Annotated in this window: 20 protein-coding genes; 6 read left to right on the top strand and 14 right to left on the bottom strand. The window is 55.8% G+C overall.

Annotated elements, in window-relative coordinates; all coding sequences use genetic code 11:
* Nucleotides 1-3: 3 nt before the first annotated feature.
* The gene (locus CGL_RS01990) at nt 4-1,845 is read right to left on the bottom strand and encodes an HtaA domain-containing protein (protein WP_011013621.1); all 1,842 of its coding nucleotides are present in this window, start codon (nt 1,843-1,845) and stop codon (nt 4-6) included.
* A gap of 230 nt (nt 1,846-2,075) precedes the next feature.
* On the opposite strand from CGL_RS01990, the gene CGL_RS01985 reads away from it, so the two are divergent.
* From CGL_RS01985 to CGL_RS01975, 3 genes are read left to right on the top strand one after another with little or no spacing between them, the layout of a single operon-like run.
* The gene (locus CGL_RS01985; protein ID WP_011013620.1) at nt 2,076-2,528 is read left to right on the top strand and encodes a hypothetical protein; all 453 of its coding nucleotides are present in this window, start codon (nt 2,076-2,078) and stop codon (nt 2,526-2,528) included.
* A gap of 48 nt (nt 2,529-2,576) precedes the next feature.
* Complete coding sequence (locus CGL_RS01980) at nt 2,577-4,844, top strand: heavy metal translocating P-type ATPase (protein ID WP_011013619.1); 2,268 nt, start codon at nt 2,577-2,579, stop codon at nt 4,842-4,844.
* Nucleotides 4,844-5,146 carry a metal-sensitive transcriptional regulator gene (locus CGL_RS01975; protein ID WP_003855480.1) on the top strand — a complete coding sequence of 101 codons (303 nt, stop codon included), beginning with the start codon at nt 4,844-4,846 and terminating at the stop codon, nt 5,144-5,146. Before CGL_RS01980 ends, CGL_RS01975 begins: the two co-directional genes overlap by 1 nt.
* Here CGL_RS01975 and CGL_RS01970 read toward each other — a convergent pair.
* Both CGL_RS01970 and deoC read right to left on the bottom strand, forming a co-directional pair.
* Nucleotides 5,133-6,002, bottom strand: coding sequence for a hypothetical protein (locus CGL_RS01970; protein ID WP_011013618.1), 870 nt, complete (start codon nt 6,000-6,002; stop codon nt 5,133-5,135). The two genes, CGL_RS01975 and CGL_RS01970, sit on opposite strands and share 14 nt — an antisense overlap.
* Before the next feature lie 401 nt (nt 6,003-6,403).
* Nucleotides 6,404-7,072, bottom strand: coding sequence for a deoxyribose-phosphate aldolase (gene deoC / locus CGL_RS01965; protein ID WP_011265546.1), 669 nt, complete (start codon nt 7,070-7,072; stop codon nt 6,404-6,406).
* A gap of 60 nt (nt 7,073-7,132) precedes the next feature.
* Between deoC and purU the strand changes: the two genes are divergently transcribed.
* Nucleotides 7,133-8,047, top strand: a complete 915-nt coding sequence (gene purU, locus CGL_RS01960) for a formyltetrahydrofolate deformylase (RefSeq protein WP_011013616.1) — start codon at nt 7,133-7,135, stop codon at nt 8,045-8,047.
* Nucleotides 8,048-8,118: 71 nt separating this feature from the next.
* On the opposite strand, the gene CGL_RS01955 is transcribed toward purU, so the two are convergent.
* The 6 genes from CGL_RS01955 to CGL_RS01930 all read right to left on the bottom strand — a co-directional run bounded on the left by CGL_RS01955 (nt 8,119) and on the right by CGL_RS01930 (nt 14,274).
* Entirely contained in the window at nt 8,119-9,753 is a 1,635-nt protein-coding gene (locus CGL_RS01955; protein ID WP_011013615.1) for an MDR family MFS transporter, read from the bottom strand.
* Nucleotides 9,753-11,402 carry an MDR family MFS transporter gene (locus tag CGL_RS01950; protein ID WP_003859734.1) on the bottom strand — a complete coding sequence of 550 codons (1,650 nt, stop codon included), beginning with the start codon at nt 11,400-11,402 and terminating at the stop codon, nt 9,753-9,755. The genes CGL_RS01955 and CGL_RS01950 overlap by 1 nt, the downstream gene beginning before the upstream one ends.
* A complete protein-coding gene (locus tag CGL_RS01945) occupies nt 11,399-12,052 on the bottom strand; it encodes a TetR/AcrR family transcriptional regulator (protein ID WP_011265545.1) in 654 nt (217 codons plus the stop codon). Before CGL_RS01945 ends, CGL_RS01950 begins: the two co-directional genes overlap by 4 nt.
* Before the next feature lie 155 nt (nt 12,053-12,207).
* Nucleotides 12,208-12,513 (bottom strand): DUF2516 family protein, encoded by a 306-nt coding sequence (locus CGL_RS01940; protein ID WP_011013613.1) that lies wholly within the window; start codon nt 12,511-12,513, stop codon nt 12,208-12,210.
* An 18-nt stretch (nt 12,514-12,531) separates the two neighbouring features.
* Nucleotides 12,532-12,954, bottom strand: coding sequence for a CGLAU_01105 family protein (locus tag CGL_RS01935; protein ID WP_011013612.1), 423 nt, complete (start codon nt 12,952-12,954; stop codon nt 12,532-12,534).
* Between the two features lie 15 nt (nt 12,955-12,969).
* On the bottom strand, nt 12,970-14,274 hold the full coding sequence (locus CGL_RS01930) for a DUF445 domain-containing protein (RefSeq protein ID WP_011265544.1): 1,305 nt from the start codon (nt 14,272-14,274) through the stop codon (nt 12,970-12,972).
* Nucleotides 14,275-14,345: 71 nt separating this feature from the next.
* Between CGL_RS01930 and CGL_RS01925 the strand changes: the two genes are divergently transcribed.
* Nucleotides 14,346-15,323 carry a winged helix DNA-binding domain-containing protein gene (locus tag CGL_RS01925; RefSeq protein ID WP_011013610.1) on the top strand — a complete coding sequence of 326 codons (978 nt, stop codon included), beginning with the start codon at nt 14,346-14,348 and terminating at the stop codon, nt 15,321-15,323.
* 293 nt (nt 15,324-15,616) lie between these two features.
* On the opposite strand, the gene CGL_RS01920 is transcribed toward CGL_RS01925, so the two are convergent.
* From CGL_RS01920 to CGL_RS01900, 5 genes are read right to left on the bottom strand one after another with little or no spacing between them, the layout of a single operon-like run.
* The gene (locus CGL_RS01920) at nt 15,617-15,880 is read right to left on the bottom strand and encodes a hypothetical protein (protein WP_011265543.1); all 264 of its coding nucleotides are present in this window, start codon (nt 15,878-15,880) and stop codon (nt 15,617-15,619) included.
* An 18-nt stretch (nt 15,881-15,898) separates the two neighbouring features.
* Complete coding sequence (locus CGL_RS01915; protein ID WP_011013608.1) at nt 15,899-16,228, bottom strand: hypothetical protein; 330 nt, start codon at nt 16,226-16,228, stop codon at nt 15,899-15,901.
* A gap of 58 nt (nt 16,229-16,286) precedes the next feature.
* A complete protein-coding gene (locus CGL_RS01910; protein ID WP_011013607.1) occupies nt 16,287-17,036 on the bottom strand; it encodes a succinate dehydrogenase/fumarate reductase iron-sulfur subunit in 750 nt (249 codons plus the stop codon).
* On the bottom strand, nt 17,036-19,057 hold the full coding sequence (locus tag CGL_RS01905) for a fumarate reductase/succinate dehydrogenase flavoprotein subunit (RefSeq protein WP_011013606.1): 2,022 nt from the start codon (nt 19,055-19,057) through the stop codon (nt 17,036-17,038). The genes CGL_RS01910 and CGL_RS01905 overlap by 1 nt, the downstream gene beginning before the upstream one ends.
* 16 nt (nt 19,058-19,073) lie before the next feature.
* Entirely contained in the window at nt 19,074-19,847 is a 774-nt protein-coding gene (locus CGL_RS01900) for a succinate dehydrogenase cytochrome b subunit (protein ID WP_003855465.1), read from the bottom strand.
* Between the two features lie 496 nt (nt 19,848-20,343).
* Here CGL_RS01900 and ramB point away from each other — a divergent pair, with 496 nt between their 5' ends.
* Nucleotides 20,344-21,768, top strand: a complete 1,425-nt coding sequence (gene ramB / locus CGL_RS01895) for an acetate metabolism transcriptional regulator RamB (protein ID WP_003859703.1) — start codon at nt 20,344-20,346, stop codon at nt 21,766-21,768.
* Nucleotides 21,769-21,800: the final 32 nt, after the last annotated feature.

The raw sequence follows: 21,800 nt of genomic DNA, 5'->3' as shown, positions 1-21,800 counted from the left end.
GCCTTATTTTCCAGTCGGGTTGCCGACGGTGAAGCGAGTCATGGAGCCACCTGCGACAACGAACGCCGCGAGGATGAGCAACATTGTGGTGGTGGTATCCAGTCCGGTGGAATCTGCAGCGGCCTGGCGGATTTGGAACTGGCTGTTTTGGTTAGCGGGGGTGGTGGATTCCTCGCCGGCAACACCTTCGGTGTTGTCAGTGTTCGCGGTGGCAGCAGCGCCTGTGGTCGAGGTGGATCCGGTGGCGCAGCTGGCGTCGCCGCCCAAAGTTGCGCTGAAACTGATCGGATCCAACTGGGTGCCTGGGGTGTAGAAATCAGCGAACGCCTGCGAACCCGACTGTGACAGGGACACCGAAGCGGAACCGGAAGCTTCCGTTGCAGAAACATTCAACGCAGAGAAGTTCAGGGTGCCCACGACAGTGCGACCGTAGTTGGTGGAATTTCCATCCATGTCAGAGGAAACGACATCCGCAATCAGCTCGCCGGAGTTGCCGTTGAAGCTGATCTCAATGTTTGCGATCTGCATGTCCAAGATTCCGCCGTGACCCGTGAAGTGGATGGAACCAGGGAAATTGATGCTGCCGGTCTTGTTTTCCGCGTCGACTGCTCCGGAATTTCCAGAGAATTGGAACTGCTGATTATCAAAACCAACGCCGTTGAGAGTCCAGCTACCGTTGGCGATCGATCCGCGAATGTAGTTCTGGAAGGACGCCTTCACACCCCACTGCGCAGATGCTTGGGTCACGCCCAAAGATCCGGAAGCGGTGCAAACGCCATTGTCAGTTGGGGTGGTGCCAGCGACAGTTGCTGCGGTGCCGGAGGTTCCGGAAGTTCCGGAAGTTCCGGAAGCGGTGCTGGCAGTTCCAGTGGTACCCGTGGTTCCCGCGGTAGTTGCAGCGGTGGTGCCGGTGGACGCAGTAGTCCCAGAAGTCGCAGAGGTCGCTGAATCGCTGGAATCATCCGTGTCGAAGCGCGCCTTGAGGGTATCAATGTTGCAGAACATGCGCTCGGTGTTGACGATGAGGTTGTTCCAAATCGCGAAGGTGTTGTTTACTTCCTGGATGGTGCCCAGCATGCCGTCGTTGGTTCCGGTGGTGACAACACCCAATGCGCCGGAGGAACAGTCGGCGGTTCCACCGGAAGTTGAGGCAGAGGTGGAGGTCGTGCTGGTCGATGGCGCGGTGGTGGTGGAGGAAATGGTCAGGCTGCCGCCGGTCGGGTCGAGGGCTTCGCCGGTTTCGTAGAATCCTCCGAAAGCTTGGGCGCCAGCTGCGGTGAGGTCGGTGGTGCCGGACAGGTCGATGGAATCTTGGGAGAAGTCGGCGGCGGAGTTGAGGGAGACGTCGGCAAGCACGATGTCGTCGGAGATGATGTATTCGCCGATGTCATCGTAGGTGGTGCCCTTGAATTCGCGGGCAACCAAATCCACAACTAGCTGCGCGGAGGATCCGTTGAACACCATTTTGATGTCAGACATGGTGGTGTCCAGGATCCATTTGTCCTCTGCCTGGTGTCCGAGGAAGTGCACGGAGCCGTTGAATTCCACGGTGCCTTGGGAATCGCTGGTCACGGTGGTGCCGTTGGTGCGTGGGGTGAATGCGAAGTTGCCACCGTTGTCGGATGCGCCGTCGCCAAGCGTGATGGAACCTTTGGCCACGCCGGTTTGGATGTAATTGCGGAACGATTGCCTAAATCCCCAGTTCAGGGAACCGTCGGAGGCGGTTCGATACTCGGTTTGAGCTTGGGCGATCGGTACCTGGCCGAGACCTATGACTAAAGCAAGTGAGGCGAGGGCCGCGAAAGTTTTGGGGCTCCTCATCCGCATACGAGGTGCAAGTTTCATGAACAGCAGTGTCCTTTTCCGCAATTTTTCTCAAGTGTTGGCGACACAAGAAAATGATGCCCTGCGCTCTGAAAGCCGTAAAAGTTTCAGGGGCAGGCCATCATTTTGTTTGCATCAAAGTAATCAACGCACAAATGAAGTTAAGGCTATGCTAACTTAAATTGTTTCAATTTCAGAACCCGCCAAAAGGTTGATTCCCCCCGACCTTTCACAGAGCCCGAGACGCCATCATGACTTTTCAAAATGCAGCTTTCCCCAATCTCTATCCGGACGTAGATCCATTAACGCCCATTCCCATCACTTTCGGTGAACGTCTTGCGGCATGTGTTGCTGCAGGTACCATCGCTTTCGGCGCGGCAAGTGGGGACCTACTTATTACAGGAGTGGGTCTCGTTTTGGTCTTGTTTGCCACCTTCGTGCCGGCGTCGAAAACGGCGAGGAGGATTCGTCGAGAAGCGCGCGCCAGGTTTCCACAGGAAGGCTGGATTGATGAGGAAATCACACGCAATAATCGAACATCCATTTTTGTGCCGCTAATTTGGTTCCTGATCGCGGCGATTAGTTTCGCGATATACAGGTTCGTCGACGCCACATGGGGCTCGATTATCGCGGCAGTAATTGCAATGACCCTCACGTGGTTTACGCCAGGCATGTTCCCGCGAAGGGTTGACCCATACCCCTAGGGGGTATACAGTGAGTCATGTAAACATACTCGCAGAAGGAGCGATCCCATGGCTCAGACACCCGCCAAAATCCCGGCGGCACTGAATTTCATTGACGTCGACCTCGGCGTTACCGGCATGACCTGCACTTCTTGCTCCGCCCGCGTCGAGCGCAAACTGAACAAGCTCGACGGCGTTGAAGCAACCGTCAACTACGCGACGGAATCCGCACAGGTCAGCTACGACCCCTCAAAGGTCAGCCCTGAACAGCTGATTAAGACTGTTGAGGACACCGGCTACGGTGCTTTCACGATGGCTTCCGCAGCTGCCGAATCAGAAGAGGACAACGCTCCAGCTGACAGCGGCCAGTCCCGCATCGACGCAGCTCGCGACCACGAAGCAGCCGACCTGAAACACCGCGTGATCGTCTCTGCACTGTTGTCAGTTCCTGTGGTTTTGGTCAGCATGATCCCGGCGCTGCAATTCAACAACTGGCAGTGGGCCGTACTCACTTTGGTCACCCCGATTTTCTTCTGGGGCGGTTCACCGTTCCACAAGGCAACGTGGGCAAACCTGAAGCACGGTTCCTTCACCATGGACACCCTGGTTTCACTCGGCACGTCCGCTGCTTACCTGTGGTCCCTGTGGGCTTTGTTCATTGGAAATGCTGGTCACCCTGGCATGAAGATGGAGATGCACCTGCTGCCGTCGGCCTCCACGATGGATGAGATTTACCTCGAAACCGTCGCGGTCGTTATTACGTTCCTGCTGCTTGGACGCTGGTTTGAGACAAAAGCTAAGGGCCAATCTTCGGAAGCTCTGCGCAAGCTGCTGGACATGGGCGCCAAAGATGCAGTCGTCTTACGTGACGGCGCCGAAGTCCGCGTTCCTGTGAATCAGCTTAAACTCGGCGACGTTTTCATCACCCGCCCCGGCGAGAAAATCGCCACCGACGGTGAAGTCGTCGAAGGTTCCTCCGCAGTCGACGAATCCATGCTCACCGGCGAATCCATCCCCGTTGAAGTCACCAAGGGCTCCAAAGTTACCGGCGCAACGCTGAACACTTCCGGCCGCCTCATGGTGAAAGTAACCCGCATCGGCGCCGACACCACCCTGTCGCAAATGGCTAAACTGGTCACGGACGCACAGTCCAAAAAGGCCCCTGTCCAGCGTCTTGTTGACCAAATCTCGCAGGTTTTCGTTCCCGTTGTCATCGTAATTGCTATTGCGACGCTGATCGCGCACCTCGTCTTCACCGACGCCGGCCTCGCCCCAGCATTCACCGCAGCAGTCGCCGTCCTCATTATCGCCTGCCCTTGTGCCCTCGGCCTGGCAACCCCAACCGCACTTCTGGTCGGAACCGGCCGCGGCGCGCAACTCGGTCTGTTGATCAAGGGCCCTGAAATCCTCGAATCCACCAAAAAAGTCGACACCATCGTCCTCGACAAAACCGGCACCGTCACCACCGGCACCATGTCCGTCACCGACGTCACCGCCATCAACTACAGCGAAACCGAAATCCTCGAATTCGCTGCAGCCGTCGAGTCCGCCTCCGAACACCCCATCGCCCAGGCAATCGCCAAGGCCGCCGAACACGAGCAAGTCACCGACTTCCAAAACACCGCAGGTCAGGGAGTCACCGGTGTAGTCCGCGGACACGAGGTCCGCGTGGGCAGGCCTTCAAGCACGCTTATCGACGCCCTCCTCCACCCCTTCCAACACGCCCAAAAAATCGGCGGAACCCCCGTAGTCGTCACGATTGACGGCGTAGATTCCGGAATAATCACGGTCCGCGACACCGTCAAAGACACCTCCGCCGAAGCAATCCGCGGACTCAAGGAACTGGGACTCACCCCAATCCTACTCACCGGAGACAATGAAGGCGCAGCTAAATCCGTAGCCGCTGAAGTCGGCATCGACCAAGTCATCGCCAACGTCCTCCCCCACGAAAAAGTCCAAAACGTAGAAGCCCTCCAAGCACAAGGCAAAAACGTTGCGATGGTCGGCGACGGCGTCAACGATGCCGCAGCTCTTGCCCAAGCTGACCTCGGACTCGCCATGGGAGCCGGCACCGACGTAGCCATCGAAGCCTCCGACATCACCCTCATGAACAACGACCTCCGATCCGCAGTCGACGCCATCCGACTGTCCCGTAAAACCCTCGGCACCATCAAGGGAAACCTTTTCTGGGCTTTCGCCTACAATGTTGCACTAATCCCAGTAGCGGCGATCGGACTCCTCAACCCAATGCTTGCCGGCATTGCGATGGCCTTCAGTTCAGTTTTCGTCGTCTCCAATTCCTTGCGTCTGCGAGGATTCAAAGCAAGGAGCAACTAATGTCCAACAGCGAATGCCACACCCACGGTTACATCGAAGAAAAGCAGCGTTACCTCGCACGCCTCAAAAGAATCGAAGGCCAAACCCGAGGCATTCACCGCATGATCGACGAGGAACAATACTGCATCGACATCCTCACGCAGATCTCCGCAGTGAACTCCGCACTCAAAAACGTGGCGTTCGGCCTCCTCGACGATCACCTCGCTCACTGTGTCAAAGAAGCAGCTGACCTCGGCGGCGACGAACTCGACGCAAAACTCAAAGAAGTTTCCGACGCCATCGCCCGCTTCAGTAAGGCCTAAACGGATCCGGTGGCATTGGAATCGGTGTCCTCCTCATTTTCCTTTCCTCCTCTGCCCGCCCGATCTGCTTCCTTAACTCAGTAAGCAACCTCCCCCACCTGGCCTGATCCGCAAGATCAGGCCAGGTTACTTCTATCACCACCCACCCCGCAGCCCTCAACTCATTCACCCGCCGACTATCCTGCGACCTCTTCTCCGCATCCTCAAAATGCACAGCCCCCTGATACTCGAGCGCTATCCGAAGCTTCGGGTTTCCCAAATCCACAAACCTCGTCACCCCATCACACTCCACCGGAATCTGCGGCTCAAACCCCCAAATCCCCTCACGACGAAGCCTCACCCTGAGCATCGATTCCGGCCTCGACTCCGCCATCGGATTCACCAGCCGCATCACTTCCTTTAGCGCTTTCACCTGCTGCAGCTGCTTGTACAGATCCTCATTCTGCCTCACCAAATGGTCTACCAATGCCACCTGCTGTTCCAGAACCATCGCGGGAAACTCATCCAACAGCGCCTGGGCAACACTCACGCAGCGCCTCCCCTTCACCACATGCACCTCTGGCATTTTGTGGCGCACGACTTTTCCCAAAAGGACAGTCACATGGCTCGCTCCCCTCGGGACGCTAATTTCCGCCGTTCGAGGTTCATCCAACAGGGAGTATCCTCTCACAATCAGTGCAGTGAATCCCCTGATTACACCGTTGGGAAATCTCCGCAATAGCGCATCTGCCACCACAACCGGATTTTCCGCATATTCCTTCTTAATCCAAAACGTTCCCACTACTCTTGTGTACTTTGCAGAGAACTGTCTTCTATTCATTTCATGCTGGACATCTTCAAATCTAATTGGCTTCATGCTTAAGTTAGACTGTGATTCCGCCGATTCGGTTCCCTCCCGTTTAAGGCGCCCAATTCTCCAAATGAGCTCTAGTGTCAGTTCCTCGCCTTCAAGCTCTTAAAACGGCACACAAAGCATCAAATATTTTGCATGCAAGGCTATTTTTCAGCCCCTTTCACCCCACCCCAGGAGTCTGTGAGTTCCCTGATCAACTACTCACCACAACGAGCAGCCTCGCAGCAGAATCGGTCTGATTTTTGCATCCCAAGGCCTCTAAAGCGGGAAAATCCACCACAGATCTCAACATTCCTGCAGGTTGTGGTGGATTTTTGCATTGCCCCGAAGCCCGACCCCCGAATCGAACTTCGAACCCTCTTAACCGCCCTCAATTACCCATCAGTCCCGATTAGAACGCCAAACTACTCCGGCGCACCCTCCAAAATGGCTCCCGCATTAGAAGTTCCAATGCGAGTAGCCCCTGCTTCAACAAACGCCACCGCATCTTCCCAAGTTTTCACCCCACCGGCAGCCTTAATTCCAACCCTTCCCCGAGAAGCCGAAGCCATCACCCGAACAGCCTCAACAGTTGCCCCTCCCGCTGGGTGGAATCCCGTGGAAGTTTTAGCGAAGTCAGCACCAGCAGCAATCAACGCATTCACTGCAGTCACAATTGCTTCATCACTCACAACAGCTGTTTCGAGGATGAATTTCAGCACCACAGGAGATGGAACAGCCTCCCTGATTGCCACAATTTCCTGCAGCAACCTATTGGCATCTCCCTCTTTCACTACCGCAATATCCAAAACAACATCTACTTCGGAAGCTCCGGACTGTACGGCAAGGCGCGCTTCGGCGGCTTTCACCAACGCGGGGGTTTTGCCGTGCGGGAATCCTGCGACGGTGGCCACTCGAATTCCAGCTTCTTGGGCTTTTGCAGTTAGGTTGACCATGCTGTTGGGGACACAGATCGTGCCGACTCCCAGCTCAATTGCGGAATCTATAAATGCGGCCAGTTCGGAGTTGGTTACTTCTGGTCCGAGGAGGGTGTAGTCAAGGATTTGGGCCATGGTGGAGCGGGAAATCGTCATATCCATACCCTACTTAGACCTGACTTAGTGTGGGAAAATTTCCAGGGTAGAATGCAACGAATGACCCCGAGTTCTCCTGAAGTTCGTAATCGTCCGAGCGCTGCGCCTGAAGAGCGTCAGTTTGTGCTCACTTTTGGCTGCCCTGACTCCACTGGAATTGTGGCGAAGTTGTCGTCGTTCCTAGCTGAGCGTGGGGGTTGGATTACTGAGGCTGGATATTTCACGGATCCTGATTCGAATTGGTTCTTTACTCGTCAGGCGATTCGCGCTGAGTCGATTGATACCACGATTGAGCAGTTGCGGGAGGAGTTCGCTCCGCTTGCGGAGGAGTTCGGCCCGAGGGCTAAGTGGAGTTTCACTGACACTGCGCAGGTGAAGAAGGCTGTGTTGTTGGTGTCTAAGGAGGGCCACTGCTTGCACGATTTGTTAGGTCGTGTGGCTGAGAATGATTATCCGATGGAAGTTGTTGCGGTTGTGGGTAACCATGAGAACTTGCGTTATATTGCGGAGAACCATAATGTTCCGTTTTTCCATGTGCCGTTTCCTAAGGATGCGGTTGGTAAGCGGAAGGCGTTTGACCAGGTCGCTGAGATTGTGAATGGTTATGATCCGGATGCGATTGTTTTGGCTCGTTTTATGCAGATTTTGCCGCCGGATTTGTGTGAGATGTGGGCTGGTCGTGTGTTGAATATTCATCACAGTTTCTTGCCGTCGTTTATGGGTGCGCGCCCGTATCATCAGGCGTATAGCCGTGGTGTGAAGTTGATTGGTGCGACCTGCCATTATGCGACTGGGGATCTGGATGATGGTCCGATCATTGAGCAGGATGTTATTCGTGTGACGCATAAGGATACGCCGACTGAGATGCAGCGTTTGGGCCGCGATGCGGAGAAGCAGGTGCTGGCTCGCGGTTTGCGTTTCCACTTGGAGGACCGGGTGCTGGTTTACGGTAACCGCACGGTTGTCTTTGATTAAGGCTTTTTGCTTTTCGACGCGACCCTAAACAAATGAGACCTACCCGAGGGTAGGTCTCATTTGTTTTGTGTTTAGTCTGTGGTGGTTTCGCGTAGTTTTTCTTGCTTAATAAACAGCAAGAGAAGCAGCGCGATGCCGATCAGTGGCATCATCACGTAGAACACTGGGATGAGTGCGTCGTTGTAGGAACCGGCGAACGCATCGTGGAGCGCGGTTGGCAATTGATTGACGATTGCCGGCGTCAATTCGTTGGAGTCCAGTCCGCCTTGGGCTGCCATGGCGGCTTGTTCTTCTGGTGAAAGTTGTGCCATGGCTGCTGGCATTCTTTCTTCCATGAGGGTTCCCAAGTTGCCAACGAACATGCCACCGACCAGCGCGGATCCGAGTGAGGAACCGATTTGACGGAAGAAGTTGTTCACAGCGGTTGCGGATCCGACCACCGCGGTTGGCAGGGTGTTCTGAACGATCAGGACCAGAACCTGCATGGCTAGACCCAGGCCGACGCCGAGGACGAAGAGGTAGATTCCGATCTGCCACAGGGTGGTGGACACTTCCATTCGGGCAAAGAAGATCAGTGCCACGAAGGTAACCACCATGCCGATTGGTGGGAAGAGTTTGTACTTTCCTGTGTTGGAGATGCGGATACCAGTCCAGATGGAGGTACCCATCATGCCGACCATCATTGGGATCAGCATGTAGCCGGCTTCGGTGGCGTTGATTCCGTGGACCATCTGGAGGTAGGTCGGAAGGTAGCCGATGATGCCGAACATTGCGATACCCAGGATCAGGCCTGCAATGGTGGTGAGCGTGAAGTTGCGGTTTTGGAAGAAGGACATTGGAACCAATGGATCTTTTGCGCGCAGTTCCACAACAACCAGCAGTGCAGCGGCAACGATGGTGGTGATGATCAGTCCAATGATGATTGGATCAGACCACTCGTACTGGGATCCACCCCAGGTGGTGAACAGGATCAGGCTGGTTGCGGCAACGATCATGAAGAAAGTGCCCAGGTAATCCCAGCGGAACTTGACGCTCTTCTTTGGAATGTCCAGGAAGTAAATGGCGACACCGATGGCGATGATTCCCAGTGGGATGTTCATCCAGAATGCCCAGCGCCAGCCTGGTCCTTCGGTGAACCAGCCACCGAGTAGTGGGCCAAGAACTGCAGAGAGTCCGAAGACTCCACCCATGACACCCATGTAGCGGCCACGTTCACGTGCTGGAACAACGTCCGCGATGATTGCCTGCGAGAGGATCATCAGTCCACCGCCACCGATGCCCTGTACGGCACGGCCGACGATCAACCAGGTCATATTTCCTGCAAGCCCGCCGATGACGGAGCCGATCAGGAAGATGCCGAGGGCTCCGATGAAGAGACCTTTACGTCCAACCAGGTCGCCGAGCTTTCCGTAGATCGGCAGCATGATGGTTTCGGCAAGTAGGTATGCGGTGATGACCCACATCATGTGGTCAACGCCGCCGAGTTCACCGACGATTGTTGGCAGGGCTGTGCCGAAAATCATCTGGTCAAGGGAGGCCATCATCATGGCGACCATCAGCGCGCTGAGGACCCACCAGACTTTCTTTTGTTGTTCAGGCGTCATTGATGAAGGAGTTTTTTCCTTCTTCGCGCGGCCTTTGCGCAGCTTCGTATCTCCTGCGACCTGCGCGTCGGCAGGTCCGGGGACGGAAGTTTCGTGTGTCATTATTCGTGCGTTTCCTTGAGGTGATCTTCACGGATGAAAAAGAGGAGGATCGCGGCGACTACTGCGATCGGGGTGAGCGCCAAGAAGATTGGTGTCAGGGCGTCGTTGTAAGAAAGTTGAATTGCTTCACGGAGTGCTTGTGGAAGTGATTCAACAAGGTGTGGAGTGAGGTTGGATGCACCGGAGAAATCGGACATTGCTGAGGCGTATTGTGCGCCTTCTTCACCCATGGAAGCCACTGCTGCGGGGACGTTTTCGGTGAATCGGTCGGACAGGTTGGAGATAAACAGGCCACCGATCAGTGCGGAACCTACTGCTCCACCGATTTGGCGGAAGAAGTTGTTGGAACCGGTCGCGGTGCCAACCATGGTGATTGGGAAGGAGTTCTGCACGATGAGAACCAAAATCTGCATTGCACAGCCCAGGCCGAATCCGAAGACGAAGAAGTACAGTCCAATGAGAGCCAAGCTTGCCGAAGGTGTCAGCGTCGATAGCAGTACTAGGGCAAGGACCATGATGAGCATGCCGATGAATGGGTACCACTTGTACTTGCCAGTCTTGGACACGATGTTGCCCACCACAGTGGATGTACCAATCAGGCCGATCATCATTGGGATCAGCATCAGACCAGCTTGCGTTGGGTTCAGACCATGAACCATCTGCAGGTAGGTAGGCATGTACGCGATGGTGCCCATCATAAACAGGCCTACGCCGATACCGGCGACGGCGGTGAGCACGAAGTTGCGGTTCGAGAAAAGGCCCATGGGGACCAGTGGGTCAACAGCACGCTTTTCGACGAAAACGAACACTATCGCAGCGACCAATGTCGTGATGAACAAACCGATGATCATTGGTGATGCCCACTCATATTCATTGCCACCCCAGGTCACTGCGAGGACAAATGCGGTGGTGGCGATAGCCATGAAGATGCTTCCCAACCAGTCAACGGAGACCTTGCCACGTTCACGAGCTGGAAGTTTCAGCAGCACAGCGATAGCAACCAGTGCGATGATGCCGATTGGAACGTTCAACCACAGACCCCAACGCCAGCCTGGACCGTCAGTGAACCAGCCACCAAGCAATGGGCCAAGGATGGAGGACAGTCCGAAAACGGAACCCATGATGCCCATGTACTTTGCACGCTCACGGGCGGTGGTGACATCAGCGGTAATTGCCTGAGAAAGAATCATCAAGCCACCACCGGCGATACCCTGCAGTGCACGAGCCACAATCAAGGTGGTCATGTTCTGAGCCAAAGCACCGATGATGGAACCCACCACGAACAGTGCGATGGCAAACATGAAGAGGTATTTGCGACCAAACTGGTCACCCAACTTGCCGAAAATAGGCAATGAAATGGTCTGGCCCAAGAGGAAGGCGGTAATCACCCAGGTCATGTGGTTAACGCCGCCAAGCTCACCAACAATCGTTGGCAGGGCAGAACCGAAAATGGTCTGACCCAAGGAGCTAAGAAGCATCGCCAACATGAGGGCTGCGATGATAAATCCAACGCGACCTTTGGTTTTTTCCTCGACAGCTTCTTCAGTTGCTGCTGCACCATATGGTGCTGAGGTGTGGGCCGAAGGTGCACCACTTTTTGAAATTGTTGTTACCGGACGTTCGTCGTCCGGCTTGACCTGTGATGTCATTCTGAAAATCCACCTCTAAGAAGAAAAGTATTTTTAATTGCTTTGCGACAGCAGGCTTGGAAATCAGCTTGCGTGCCTTGTGGCATGTCGTGCCATTCACGAGAACCTTGAAGCATGACCGAGATCAGCAGGCCAACTATGGCGATTGCTTCTCGATCTGCAGGCTCATCTAGATGTTGGGAGCCTGGCCATTTTTCGAAGTACTCAACAATTAGGTGTTCTAGCCCTTCGCGTGCTTGGTGGAACCTGGCGAAATGTTGCACTGCCAGTTCTGGATGCTTCACCCGGATCTCTTTGCGTCGACGCATAATGTCGCCTGCAACTCCAGACTTGGAGTTGTCGTGGTTGCCAAAGAGGTTGATTACCAGGTCAAATACAGTATCGATAATATTTTCATGACGCGTAGCCAGGAATGCTTCACGTTCTTCATCCGTTGGGAGCTTGGCTGTGTGCCCGATGGCCACAGACTCTTTGGACTCCACGTAGTTAAAGAATGTGCGCTTGGATATCCCTGCCTCTGCGCAGATGTCTTCGATTGTGACATTGTCGAAGCCACGCTCCAGAATGAGCCTGGTTGCGTTATCTTCTATCGCTTCCAGGGTCATTTGGCGCTTGATTTCTCTTAACGAGGGCTGCTCTTCAATATCCACTGAAGTAAACCTAGTGTAAACTTGCACTCAGTGCAATATTGCACCGAGTGAACTTAGGGGCGTTAGGTGACATCAATGACTTAGGACACAACCGCACATGGGCCGAAAAAATTCCCCTACGGGATGTAGGGGAATTTTCGCAGTTCAGGGAGCTTTTACCAGCCGCCGGCACCTTCAAGGATGCTCTTGATTTGCGGGCGAACATCAAACCAGTACAGGCCGATCATGATGATGGCGACCCATGGCAGGATCGGAATCGATGGACCTAGCGCGGTGAGGACAAATCCGGATGCGATAAGGATTGCTACCCACACCATTTTCTTTTGGCGATCAGCAACCTCAAAGGCATCTTCTCTGGTGGTGGCTGCCAAGAAGGCACCAACGAATCCGCAGATGCCGATGATGGCAAAAATGGCCCAAATGGTGTAGCTCGTTATTACGTTGAGCATGGAAATATCCATGGGGTGAAACCGACTTCCTTAATTCTGCGGAGGAATTACTTCTCCATCGATGATATCGTCATCGCCTGGTTCTGGGGAATCCTTCTTAGCCTTGCGCTTTTCGAGGGTGTCATCGAACTTGTCGCGGGAAGCTTCCACGGCGTTACCGAAGGCGGATTTCACGTCGTTTTTATCGGAATCACTGACGGCACCTTTGACGGTTTTGGCTGCATCTTTGATGATGGATCCGGCGTCGCGGGCGAATTCCTTACCGGCATCTAGGTAGGAGCCGGACTTTGCTTGATCGACGGCTTCGCTGGCTTCGGTTTTAAGCTTGCTGAAGGTTTCCTTCTCAGAGAGTTCTTCACGGAGCTTCTTCGCTACTCCACTGACGGCACCGCTGAGCTCGGAAGCTGCATTGCTCCACTTGGACAAGATGGAATCGTCTTTTGCATCGGACATGATGGTTACTCCTAGTTAAGCTCCGAAGAGGATATGGGAAATAGCGTAAATGGCCAGTCCTGCTAATGCACCTACAATTGTGCCATTAAGGCGGATGTATTGGAGGTCTTTGCCCACCATGAGTTCGATTTTCTCTGAAGCTTCTTCAGCGTCCCATCGTTCAATGGTTTCGGAGATAATGCCGGTGACTTCGGGGGCGTAATTGTCGGCGAGGAAAGCAGCGGCGCCGGTAATCCGGGTGTCGAGTGAATGCCGGAGGGAGTCGTCGACAAGCAATCTTTGACCCCAGCTGGTAGCTGCTTCGGCAATTTTGCGACGCAGAATTGATGACTCATCTTCTGCGGATTCAATGAGCGACTCGGAGGCTGACGCCCAGATGGTTGGCGCGGCTTGCGCGATGGCGCCGGAGCCCATGATGTCGCGTTTGATTTCTTCAACTTTAATAATCATGCCTGGGTCATGCTGCAGGTCTTGCGCCAATTTATTAAGGAATCGGCGCAGCGATTTGCGGGCCTCGTGGTTAGGATCGGCAGCGACGGCTTCAGTGAATTTTATGACCTCGTCATAGACTTTGCCGCTGACCAGCTGCGCAGTGAATTTCGGCGCCCAAATCGGGCGGCGCTCGTTGAGCAGGCGATCAATCAGCGGCTCGGAGCCCAACGCCTTTTTGTGCAGCCACTGCGCGAGTTCCTGGACAACTGGTTCGGCTTTGCCTTCGGCGAGGAGTTGTTCCAGCAACCGCCCAGCTGGTGGGCCCCAGGTGGGTTCCGCAAGCTTGTCGATCACCGCAGATTTAATCACCGCTTCAGCATCTGACGGATCGATTGCGCGCACAATATTAGCGGTCAATTTGCCGACTTCGCGCGAAACTTTCTCCCCGTTTTCCGGCTGGGCGAGCCACTCCCCGGCGCGCTCTGGGATCCGCGCCTGAGAGACTTTTTCCGTAATGAGCTGGGCATTTAGGAAGTTATCCCCCACAAACCCGCTTAAGGCCTCACCTAACTGGTCTTTCTTGCGCGGGATAATCGCAGTGTGCGGAATAGGCAGCCACAATGGATGACGGAACAGCGCGGTGACCGCGAACCAGTCGGCCAACCCGCCAATCATTCCGGCCTCTGCCGCAGCGCGCACAAAACCTACCCACGCTGCAGTTTCACCCGGACGGGTCTCCACGAAACGGCAAAGAAAATATACAGCGGCAGCAAAAATCAACAGGCCAGTGGCAATGGCCTTGTGCTTGCGCAACTCTTTACGCCGCTGCGCTTCCATTTCCGGCGAAGGACCCGGAACCGTCTGCTGAGCAACCTCATGTTTTCCCATGCGTCCTATTATGTACGCAGGGGTGGACACGGGGGCAGGACACGGGGGAAGATCAGGGTATTTTAGGGGTTATGCCTGCACTTTCTCTGGAACGCGTCCGCGCCCTACGCCTCATTTCACAGCTGCTTGCACCATCTGCGGCGTTGAATTTTAAGTCCGAGCGCAATGCCGTCGACGTGGCAAAACACATGCTCGCCAGCCAGGCCCAACAACGCGGTTCCGCACTCGTTGCGCTAGACACCCGCTCGGAAAACGCCGACGCCGCCACGGCATTAAGAAAGTCACTGCTCATCCGCAGCTGGACGCAGCGCGGCACCCACCAAATACTTGCCGCCGAAGACGTCCGCTGGATGACGCTACTATGCTCCCCACGCATCCTGGCTGCTTCAGCCAAGCGCCGCTCCAGCCTTTCGCTTGATAGCGCCGCAGTCCAGCGCGCCCGCGACGCACTAACAACCGCCGCCGAAAAATCCCCCGTATCCAGAACCCAGGCCTACGAAATTTTCCGATCCGTAGACGTTGACCCCGGCGAGCACAGAGGCCAACATTTACTCCGGCATTTCGGTGGCGAAGGTGACATCGTACAAGGCCCGCCCATCGGAACGGAAGATTCCTTTGTGCTTCTCGATTCCATCTGCCCCCTTTCCCTAGCACTTAACGGCGACGAAGCGCTCACAGAGATGACCCGTCGCTACTTCCACTCCCGTGGTGCTGCCACTGTGAAAGATCTGGTGTGGTGGACCGGACTGACTGTGCGTGATGTAAAGAAAGGCATCGCTGCCGTGTCTTCGGATGGACTGATTCACTCTGTTGAAGGCCCGAATGGTGAAGAAATGTGGATCCCTACCTGGGCAGATGATGTCACAGACGCAGAGGTTTCTGATGCACTAGCGTTGGAACTAACCCTCCCCGCCTTTGATGAATACCTACTTTCCTACACCGACCGCAGCCACGTCATGGATCCCGAGCACCTTTTCAGCATCGGTCCCGGCAAAAACGGTGTGTTCAAACCCTTCAAAGTAGTTCAGGGTGAGGCACTGCCGGTTTAGCCCAGCAAAATCTTCACTTGTATCACCCTGAGTGATACAAGTGAAGCTGCAATTACCTAGCACGCACGTTTGGCAACCAAATACGGGCAAAGATTTTTGCTTATCGACGCCAACCTCCGGCGAAACCCATAAATTGGGGATTCAAACTCGAAAGACATCCCTGTCGCCTCCTCAGGAAAAAATTTAAAATGACAAGTTTGCACGAACTACTCCGCCGAGAATTCGAACTTGCGTATCCTATATCTCCAAGCATCCTTCTGCACGACCCAATTTCCACCAATCTTCCATGTCTCCTAAGCAGCGAAACATGCCTCGAGGTCAGAGGTCACAATCTCAGCTGCTGCTGGTCCGGTGAGGATCCATGGGGTGAGGTTTTCCGTGGTACAGAGTTGACCGTTTTTGACTGCGGGGAGTTGGCTCCACAGTGGGTTGCTTTCGGCGTTTTCGAGGGCTTGGGGGCTGTCGATGAAGGCTCCAGGGAACTCCAAGCAAAAACAAAACAACACCCTCTCCCCCACATAAATGGAAGAAAGGGTGTTGTTGGAGGTGCTAGTCAAAGAACCTGCATACAGAAACTACTGCGTACGGCCGGTTTCCTTGACGTAACGGTTGTAAGGTGCTCGGCCCTTGATGATCAGGACGGTGCCCAAAACTGTGCAGACAACGGCGAATACAACACCGATGATGCTGTAGAGGACCCAGTGTTCCTGCTGCTGGCCAACGCTGTTTGCGCCGACTGCGAAGAGGACTGCGCCAACGCCTGCCAGAGCAGTGAGGAGGAATCCCATGCCCAACCAGGTTGCGCTGCGCTCGAGGGATGAGTGTGGAGAGCTATACGCCACAGGTACATAGCCCTTGATGTAGTGCATACGCTCCGGTGCGGGTTTCTTTTTCGCGGAGGACATGGTGTTCACTCGTCTTTCTGGTTTAACTGTCTGAACCGGTACTTACTTGGATTAAAGACTAGTCGTCTTTGCCTCGGAAAGCTGCACGCGCACGTTCCTTGGTGACAGCTGCCACAGCGGTCAGTGGGATGCCTGCGGGGCAGACATCTGCGCACTCGCCGTAGAGGGAGCAGTGTCCGAAGTTGGTTTCCATTTCATCAACCATCTTACGTGCACGCAGTCCGCGCTCTTCCTTACCCAGTGGGAGGAGGGAGAGGTGAACAAGCTTTGCGCCGGTGAACAGGTGTGCTGCGCCGTTAGGGCAGGCAGCAACACATGCGCCACAGCCGATGCAGGCTGCGTGGTCAAGTGCGAGTTCTGCGGTTTCGTGGTTGACGTGGAGGGTATCAGCGTCAGGTGCGGTACCTGCGTTGATGGTCACGTAGCCACCCTGTTCCATGACACGGTCCAGTGCGGAGCGGTCGACGACCATGTCCTTGATCACTGGGTATGCGGCGGAACGCAGTGGTTCGATCTTGAGGGTGTCGCCTTCCTTGTAGCTGACCAGGCGCTGCGCACAGGCAGGCTTGTTCTGGTCGGCGCCGTGAGGGCGACCGTTCACGAGGAGACCACAGGTACCACAAATGCCTTCGCGGCAGTCAGAGGCGAACGCGAATGGTTCTTTGCCTTCTTCGATGAACTTGTTGTTTACGTGGTCAAGCAGCTCCAGGATGGACATCTGCGCGACGGCGTCGTCAACCTGGACGGTTTCGAACTTGCCTTCCGCAGTTGGGCCTGCTTGACGCCAGATCTCAAGTGTAAGTTTCATTACTTGTAGTTCCTTGTCTGCAGTGGGACGGATTCGAAGAACAGTGGTTCTGCGTGGCGGACGAAGGTTCCGTTCTCGCCTGGTTCCCATGCGGAGACGAAGCACCAGTTTTCGTCGTCACGTTCTGCTTCGCCATCTTCGGAGAGGTGGTCGTCGCGGAAGTGAGCGCCACAGGACTCGTCGCGGTCGAGGGCGTCGACACACATGAGTTCGCCGAGGTCGATGTAGTCGGCTACGCGTGCTGCGTATTCGAGAACCTGGTTCATCTCATCGGTGCTGCCGGTGATGCGCATGTTCTTCCAGAAGTCATCGCGGAGGGCACGGATCTTGTTGATGCCATCCTGGAGGTCTTCTACGTTTCGGGAAACGCCACAGGAGAAGTACAGGATATCGCCAAGCTGGCGGTGGTAGTACTCAGGTCCGTGAACGTTGTCACCGACCCACTCTGGGCGGTTGCCCATGAGGCGGTCAATGCGAGCCTGTGCACGCGCAATCGCTGCCTGTGCTTCTGGTGCATCCTCTGACAGACGCTCGGAGCCAAGCAATGGGCCGAGGTAGTTAGGGATGGTGAATGGCAGGGTGAACCAGCCATCGACGGAAGCGGAGAGCAGGGAGTTTGCGCCCAGACGGTTTGCACCGTGGTAGGTCCAGGATGCTTCGCCTGCGCAGAACAGACCTGGGAGTGACGTCATTTCGTTGAAGTCAGTCCAGAGGCCACCCATGGTGAAGTGGCAGGTCGGTGCAATACGCATTGGGCTGGAGTATGGGTCCTCGCCAATTGCCTCTTCGTACATGGTGAAGAGGTTGGAGTAACGCTCGCGGATGGTGTCCTGTCCGAGGCGCTCGGTGGCGTCGCGGAAGTCCAGGTATGCAGCGTTGTTCAGAGGTCCAACACCGAGACCAGCATTGATCTGCTGGGAGATCGCACGGGAAGCAACGTCACGTGGGACGAGGTTACCGAATGCTGGGTAGCGGCGCTCCAGGAAGTAGTCGCGCTCATCCTCAGGGATGGTGTTTGGATCGCGGTTATCGTTCGGTTCCTTAGGGGACCAGATGCGGCCGTCGTTACGCAGCGACTCGGACATCAGAATGGTCTTGGACTGCCAGGTGGAGTTCACAGGCAGGCCGGTTGGGTGGAACTGGATGAACGATGGGGACGCGAAGTATGCGCCGGCTTCGTATGCACGCATGATGGCCGAGGCGTTGGAGTTCTTGGCCAGGGTGGACATGTGGTACACGTTGCCGTAGCCACCGGTTGCCAGGATAACGGCATGGCCGGTGTGTGCGGTGAGCTCGCCGGTGATCAGGTTGCGCATGATCAGGCCTTCGCAGCGCTTTTCACCGTTACGTTCGGTGACAATGACGTCAACCATTTCGTTATGGGTGAAGATTTCTACGGAGCCGAGGTGGATCTGGCGCTGTAGTGCGGATGCGGTGGAGAGCTGCAGCTGCTGTCCGGTTTGTCCACGGGTGTAGTAGGTACGGGAGACCTGCACACCACCGAAGGAACGGGTTGCCAAGGCGCCACCGTATTCGCGGGCGAATGGTGCACCGATGGCGTTCATGTGGTCGATGACGCGGACGGACTCGACGGCGAGACGCCAGCAGTCGGACTCGCGACCACGGTAGTCGCCGCCCTTGACGGTGTCCTTGACGTGGCGGTATGCGCCGTCGTTGTCTACCTTCTTGCCGCGGGCGGAGTTAACGCCACCCTGTGCAGCAATGGAGTGCGCACGGCGAGGTGCGTCGTGGTAGGTGAACGCCTTGACGTCGTATCCGAGTTCGCCGAGGGCTGCTGCTGCAGCACCACCGGACAGGCCGGTGCCAACGACGAGGACACGGAACTTGCGTCGGTTCAGTGGGGAGACCAGGTTCATGTGGTCTTTTTGGTATTCCCACATATCTTTGGTGGGAACGCCTGCTGGCTCTGCAGCGTCAAGGACCGTACCAGCTGAGACCTCTGGGAGGACTGAGACTGGGTGGATGAACTCTGGGCGGGTGGTTTCAGAGTGAGTGCTCATAAATTCTTCCTAACCTTTACGCAATCCAGCCAACAGCGATGGCGAACGGAATGGTGATGTTGCCGATCAGGACCAGTGCAGGAACGATGTACGCAACTGCGAGGAGGATTGCCCTCCAGCGGCGTCCGGTGATTCCCAGGTCAGAGACTGCAAGCCAGATGCCGTGTGACAGGTGGACGAACAGGACCAGGTTGGCAATGATGTACCAAATTGCTACAGGCCAGCGGCTAAAGGAAGCCACCATGTTTGCGTATACTTCGCCGTGCTCGAATGAGGTTGGGGCTGCTGGAGCAACACCCATGGTCAGGTCGAGGATGTGGAAGATAATGAACGCAAGGAGAACGATTCCGGTCACCAGCATGGAGCGGGTCGCGAAGGAGTTGAAGCCGCCAACGAGGTTGGTACGGCGGAACTTTCCGCGGGACTGGTGAGAACGGCCGGTCAATGCGAATGCACAGTAGATGTGCAGAACCAATGCGACCAGCAGGATAATACGTAGGATCCAGAGGACTGAGCCGTGTGGGAGGATCGGGGATCCGATCTCACGCAGGAACTCGCCGTAGACATCTACTTGTGCTTCACCCGGATGCGCAGAATCGGCTGCGTAGTCCGGCATGAAGATTTTCAGGTTTCCGATCATGTGAACAAGAACGAAGCCACCAAACATTAGGCCAGTGATGGCCATGGTCAGCTTCATTGCCCAGGTCGGGTATGCGGGACGCTCACGCAGCGCCTCCGTCGTAATTTTTCCGTGACGGATTGCCTCACGGTCGGGATTTCTAACAGTCATGGCACCTCCAGTGTCGTTGTTACTGTACGTCCCAGATCGGGGCATTAACCAGTCACGGGGCGCTCCCCCATGACCCCCAACTGGCTGTTTAGAGACATAAAACCCCACTTATTAGGATAGCCTTACTTTATTGTCGTTTGACGCTCATTTAATTGAGTGTGCTCTACCTGCGGAAACGTGAGGCCTTTTCAACATTCTAAAACCAAGGTGAGCTTCCTCACAGGATACCGATCCGAACAGTTTCTAACCCCGTTTGGTATCAACCAAAAAGTTTAGACAGCCCAACCTTCCGATCCAGGGAGCAACTTTGCGCAGGTGACACAATTATCCCAACAGTTGCACCGTAGGTGCCTAAAAAGTTCCCGGGGCGGATGTGGCCCGACCACGCCGGGCACCTGGTGGCGGCGGGCTGCGTCGAAAAGCGAAAATCAACAAGTTTGCAACACCTCAGTGCCAAGAGTGGTTAAGGTGATGGTGATCACGCTATAGTTGCGCCATGGGAAAGACATATGTGGGGTCCAGGCTGCGCCAACTGCGCCGCGAAAGAGACCTGAGCCAGGCATCCTTAGCAGCAACCCTTGGCTTATCTGCAAGTTATGTAAATCAGATTGAGCACGACGTACGCCCGCTCACCGTACCGGTGTTATTGCGCATCACCGAGGCGTTCGGCGTAGACGCAACGTTTTTCTCCCGCGACGATGACTCCCGCCTGCTCGCCGAGGTCCAAGACGTCATGCTGGACCGGGAGATCAATCCTGCGAACGTGGAGCTGCAAGAGCTTTCGGAGATGGTGTACAACCACCCCCAACTAGCGCGCGCGATGGTGGAAATGCACCAGCGTTACCGAAACGTGCGCGATAAGTTCTCCATCGCAGTGGATAATCGCACCAACACGCCTGAGGAACGCCGTCCCATCGCGGAGGCCGTGAGCATGCCGCACGAAGAGGTCCGCGATTTCATTTACGCCCGCCAAAACTACTTCGATGCCCTTGACCGCCGCGCCGAAGCCATCGCCGCGCAACTGGGCTGGCAGCCGTACGATTCCCGCGCCATGGAAGATTCGATCGCCCGCCGCCTGCAAATGGATCACGATGTCACCATCACCTCCTCCAAAGAGGAATCCGGCACGCTGCACCACTTCGACCCCGAGACGCGTCTGCTGACAATCCACGCACGCCTCAACCCCGGGCAACGCGCCTTCCGCATGGCCACCGAACTCGGCTACCTAGAAGCCAACGACCTCATCGAAGGTATCGTTGACGACGGCATCTGGTCCACCCCCGAAGCCCGCACCCTAGCCATCCGCGGTGTGGCCTCCTACTTCGCCGCCGCCGTGATGCTGCCCTACAAAATCTTCCACTCCGAGGCCGAAAAATCCGGCTACGACATCGAGTACCTAGGCCAACTCTTTGGCGTGGGCTATGAGACAACCGCCCACCGCTTGTCCACCCTGCAGCGCCCCAACCTGCGCGGCATCCCCTTTACCTTCGTGCGCGTCGACCGCGCCGGCAACATGTCCAAACGCCAATCCGCCACCGGCTTCCACTTCACCCACTACGGCGGCACCTGCCCCCTGTGGAACGTGTTTGAAACCTTCACCAACCCCGGCCAAGTGCTCCGCCAATTCGCGCAAATGCCCGACGGACGCAACTACCTGTGGATCTCACGCACCGTGCGACACCACGAAGCCCGGTTCGGCGAAGTAGACAAAATGTTCGCCATCGGCCTGGGCTGCGAAGCGCGCCACGCCGACCGCACTGTGTACTCCCGCGGTTTCAACCTCCAGGACCTCTCCACCGCCACCCCCATCGGGTCCGGCTGCCGAGTGTGCACCCGCGAGAACTGCGCGCAGCGCGCATTCCCATCCGTCCACGGCCGCATCAACATCGACGCGCACGAATCCACTATCGCGCCGTACTAAGAAAAGGAGCTTGCTTTACGACGCACCCCTGC

Source organism: Corynebacterium glutamicum ATCC 13032 (assembly GCF_000011325.1).
Taxonomy (GTDB): Bacteria; Actinomycetota; Actinomycetes; order Mycobacteriales; family Mycobacteriaceae; genus Corynebacterium; species Corynebacterium glutamicum.
Note: the sequence above shows the minus strand (reverse complement) of the source record. Positions and strands in the feature narration are given on the sequence as shown.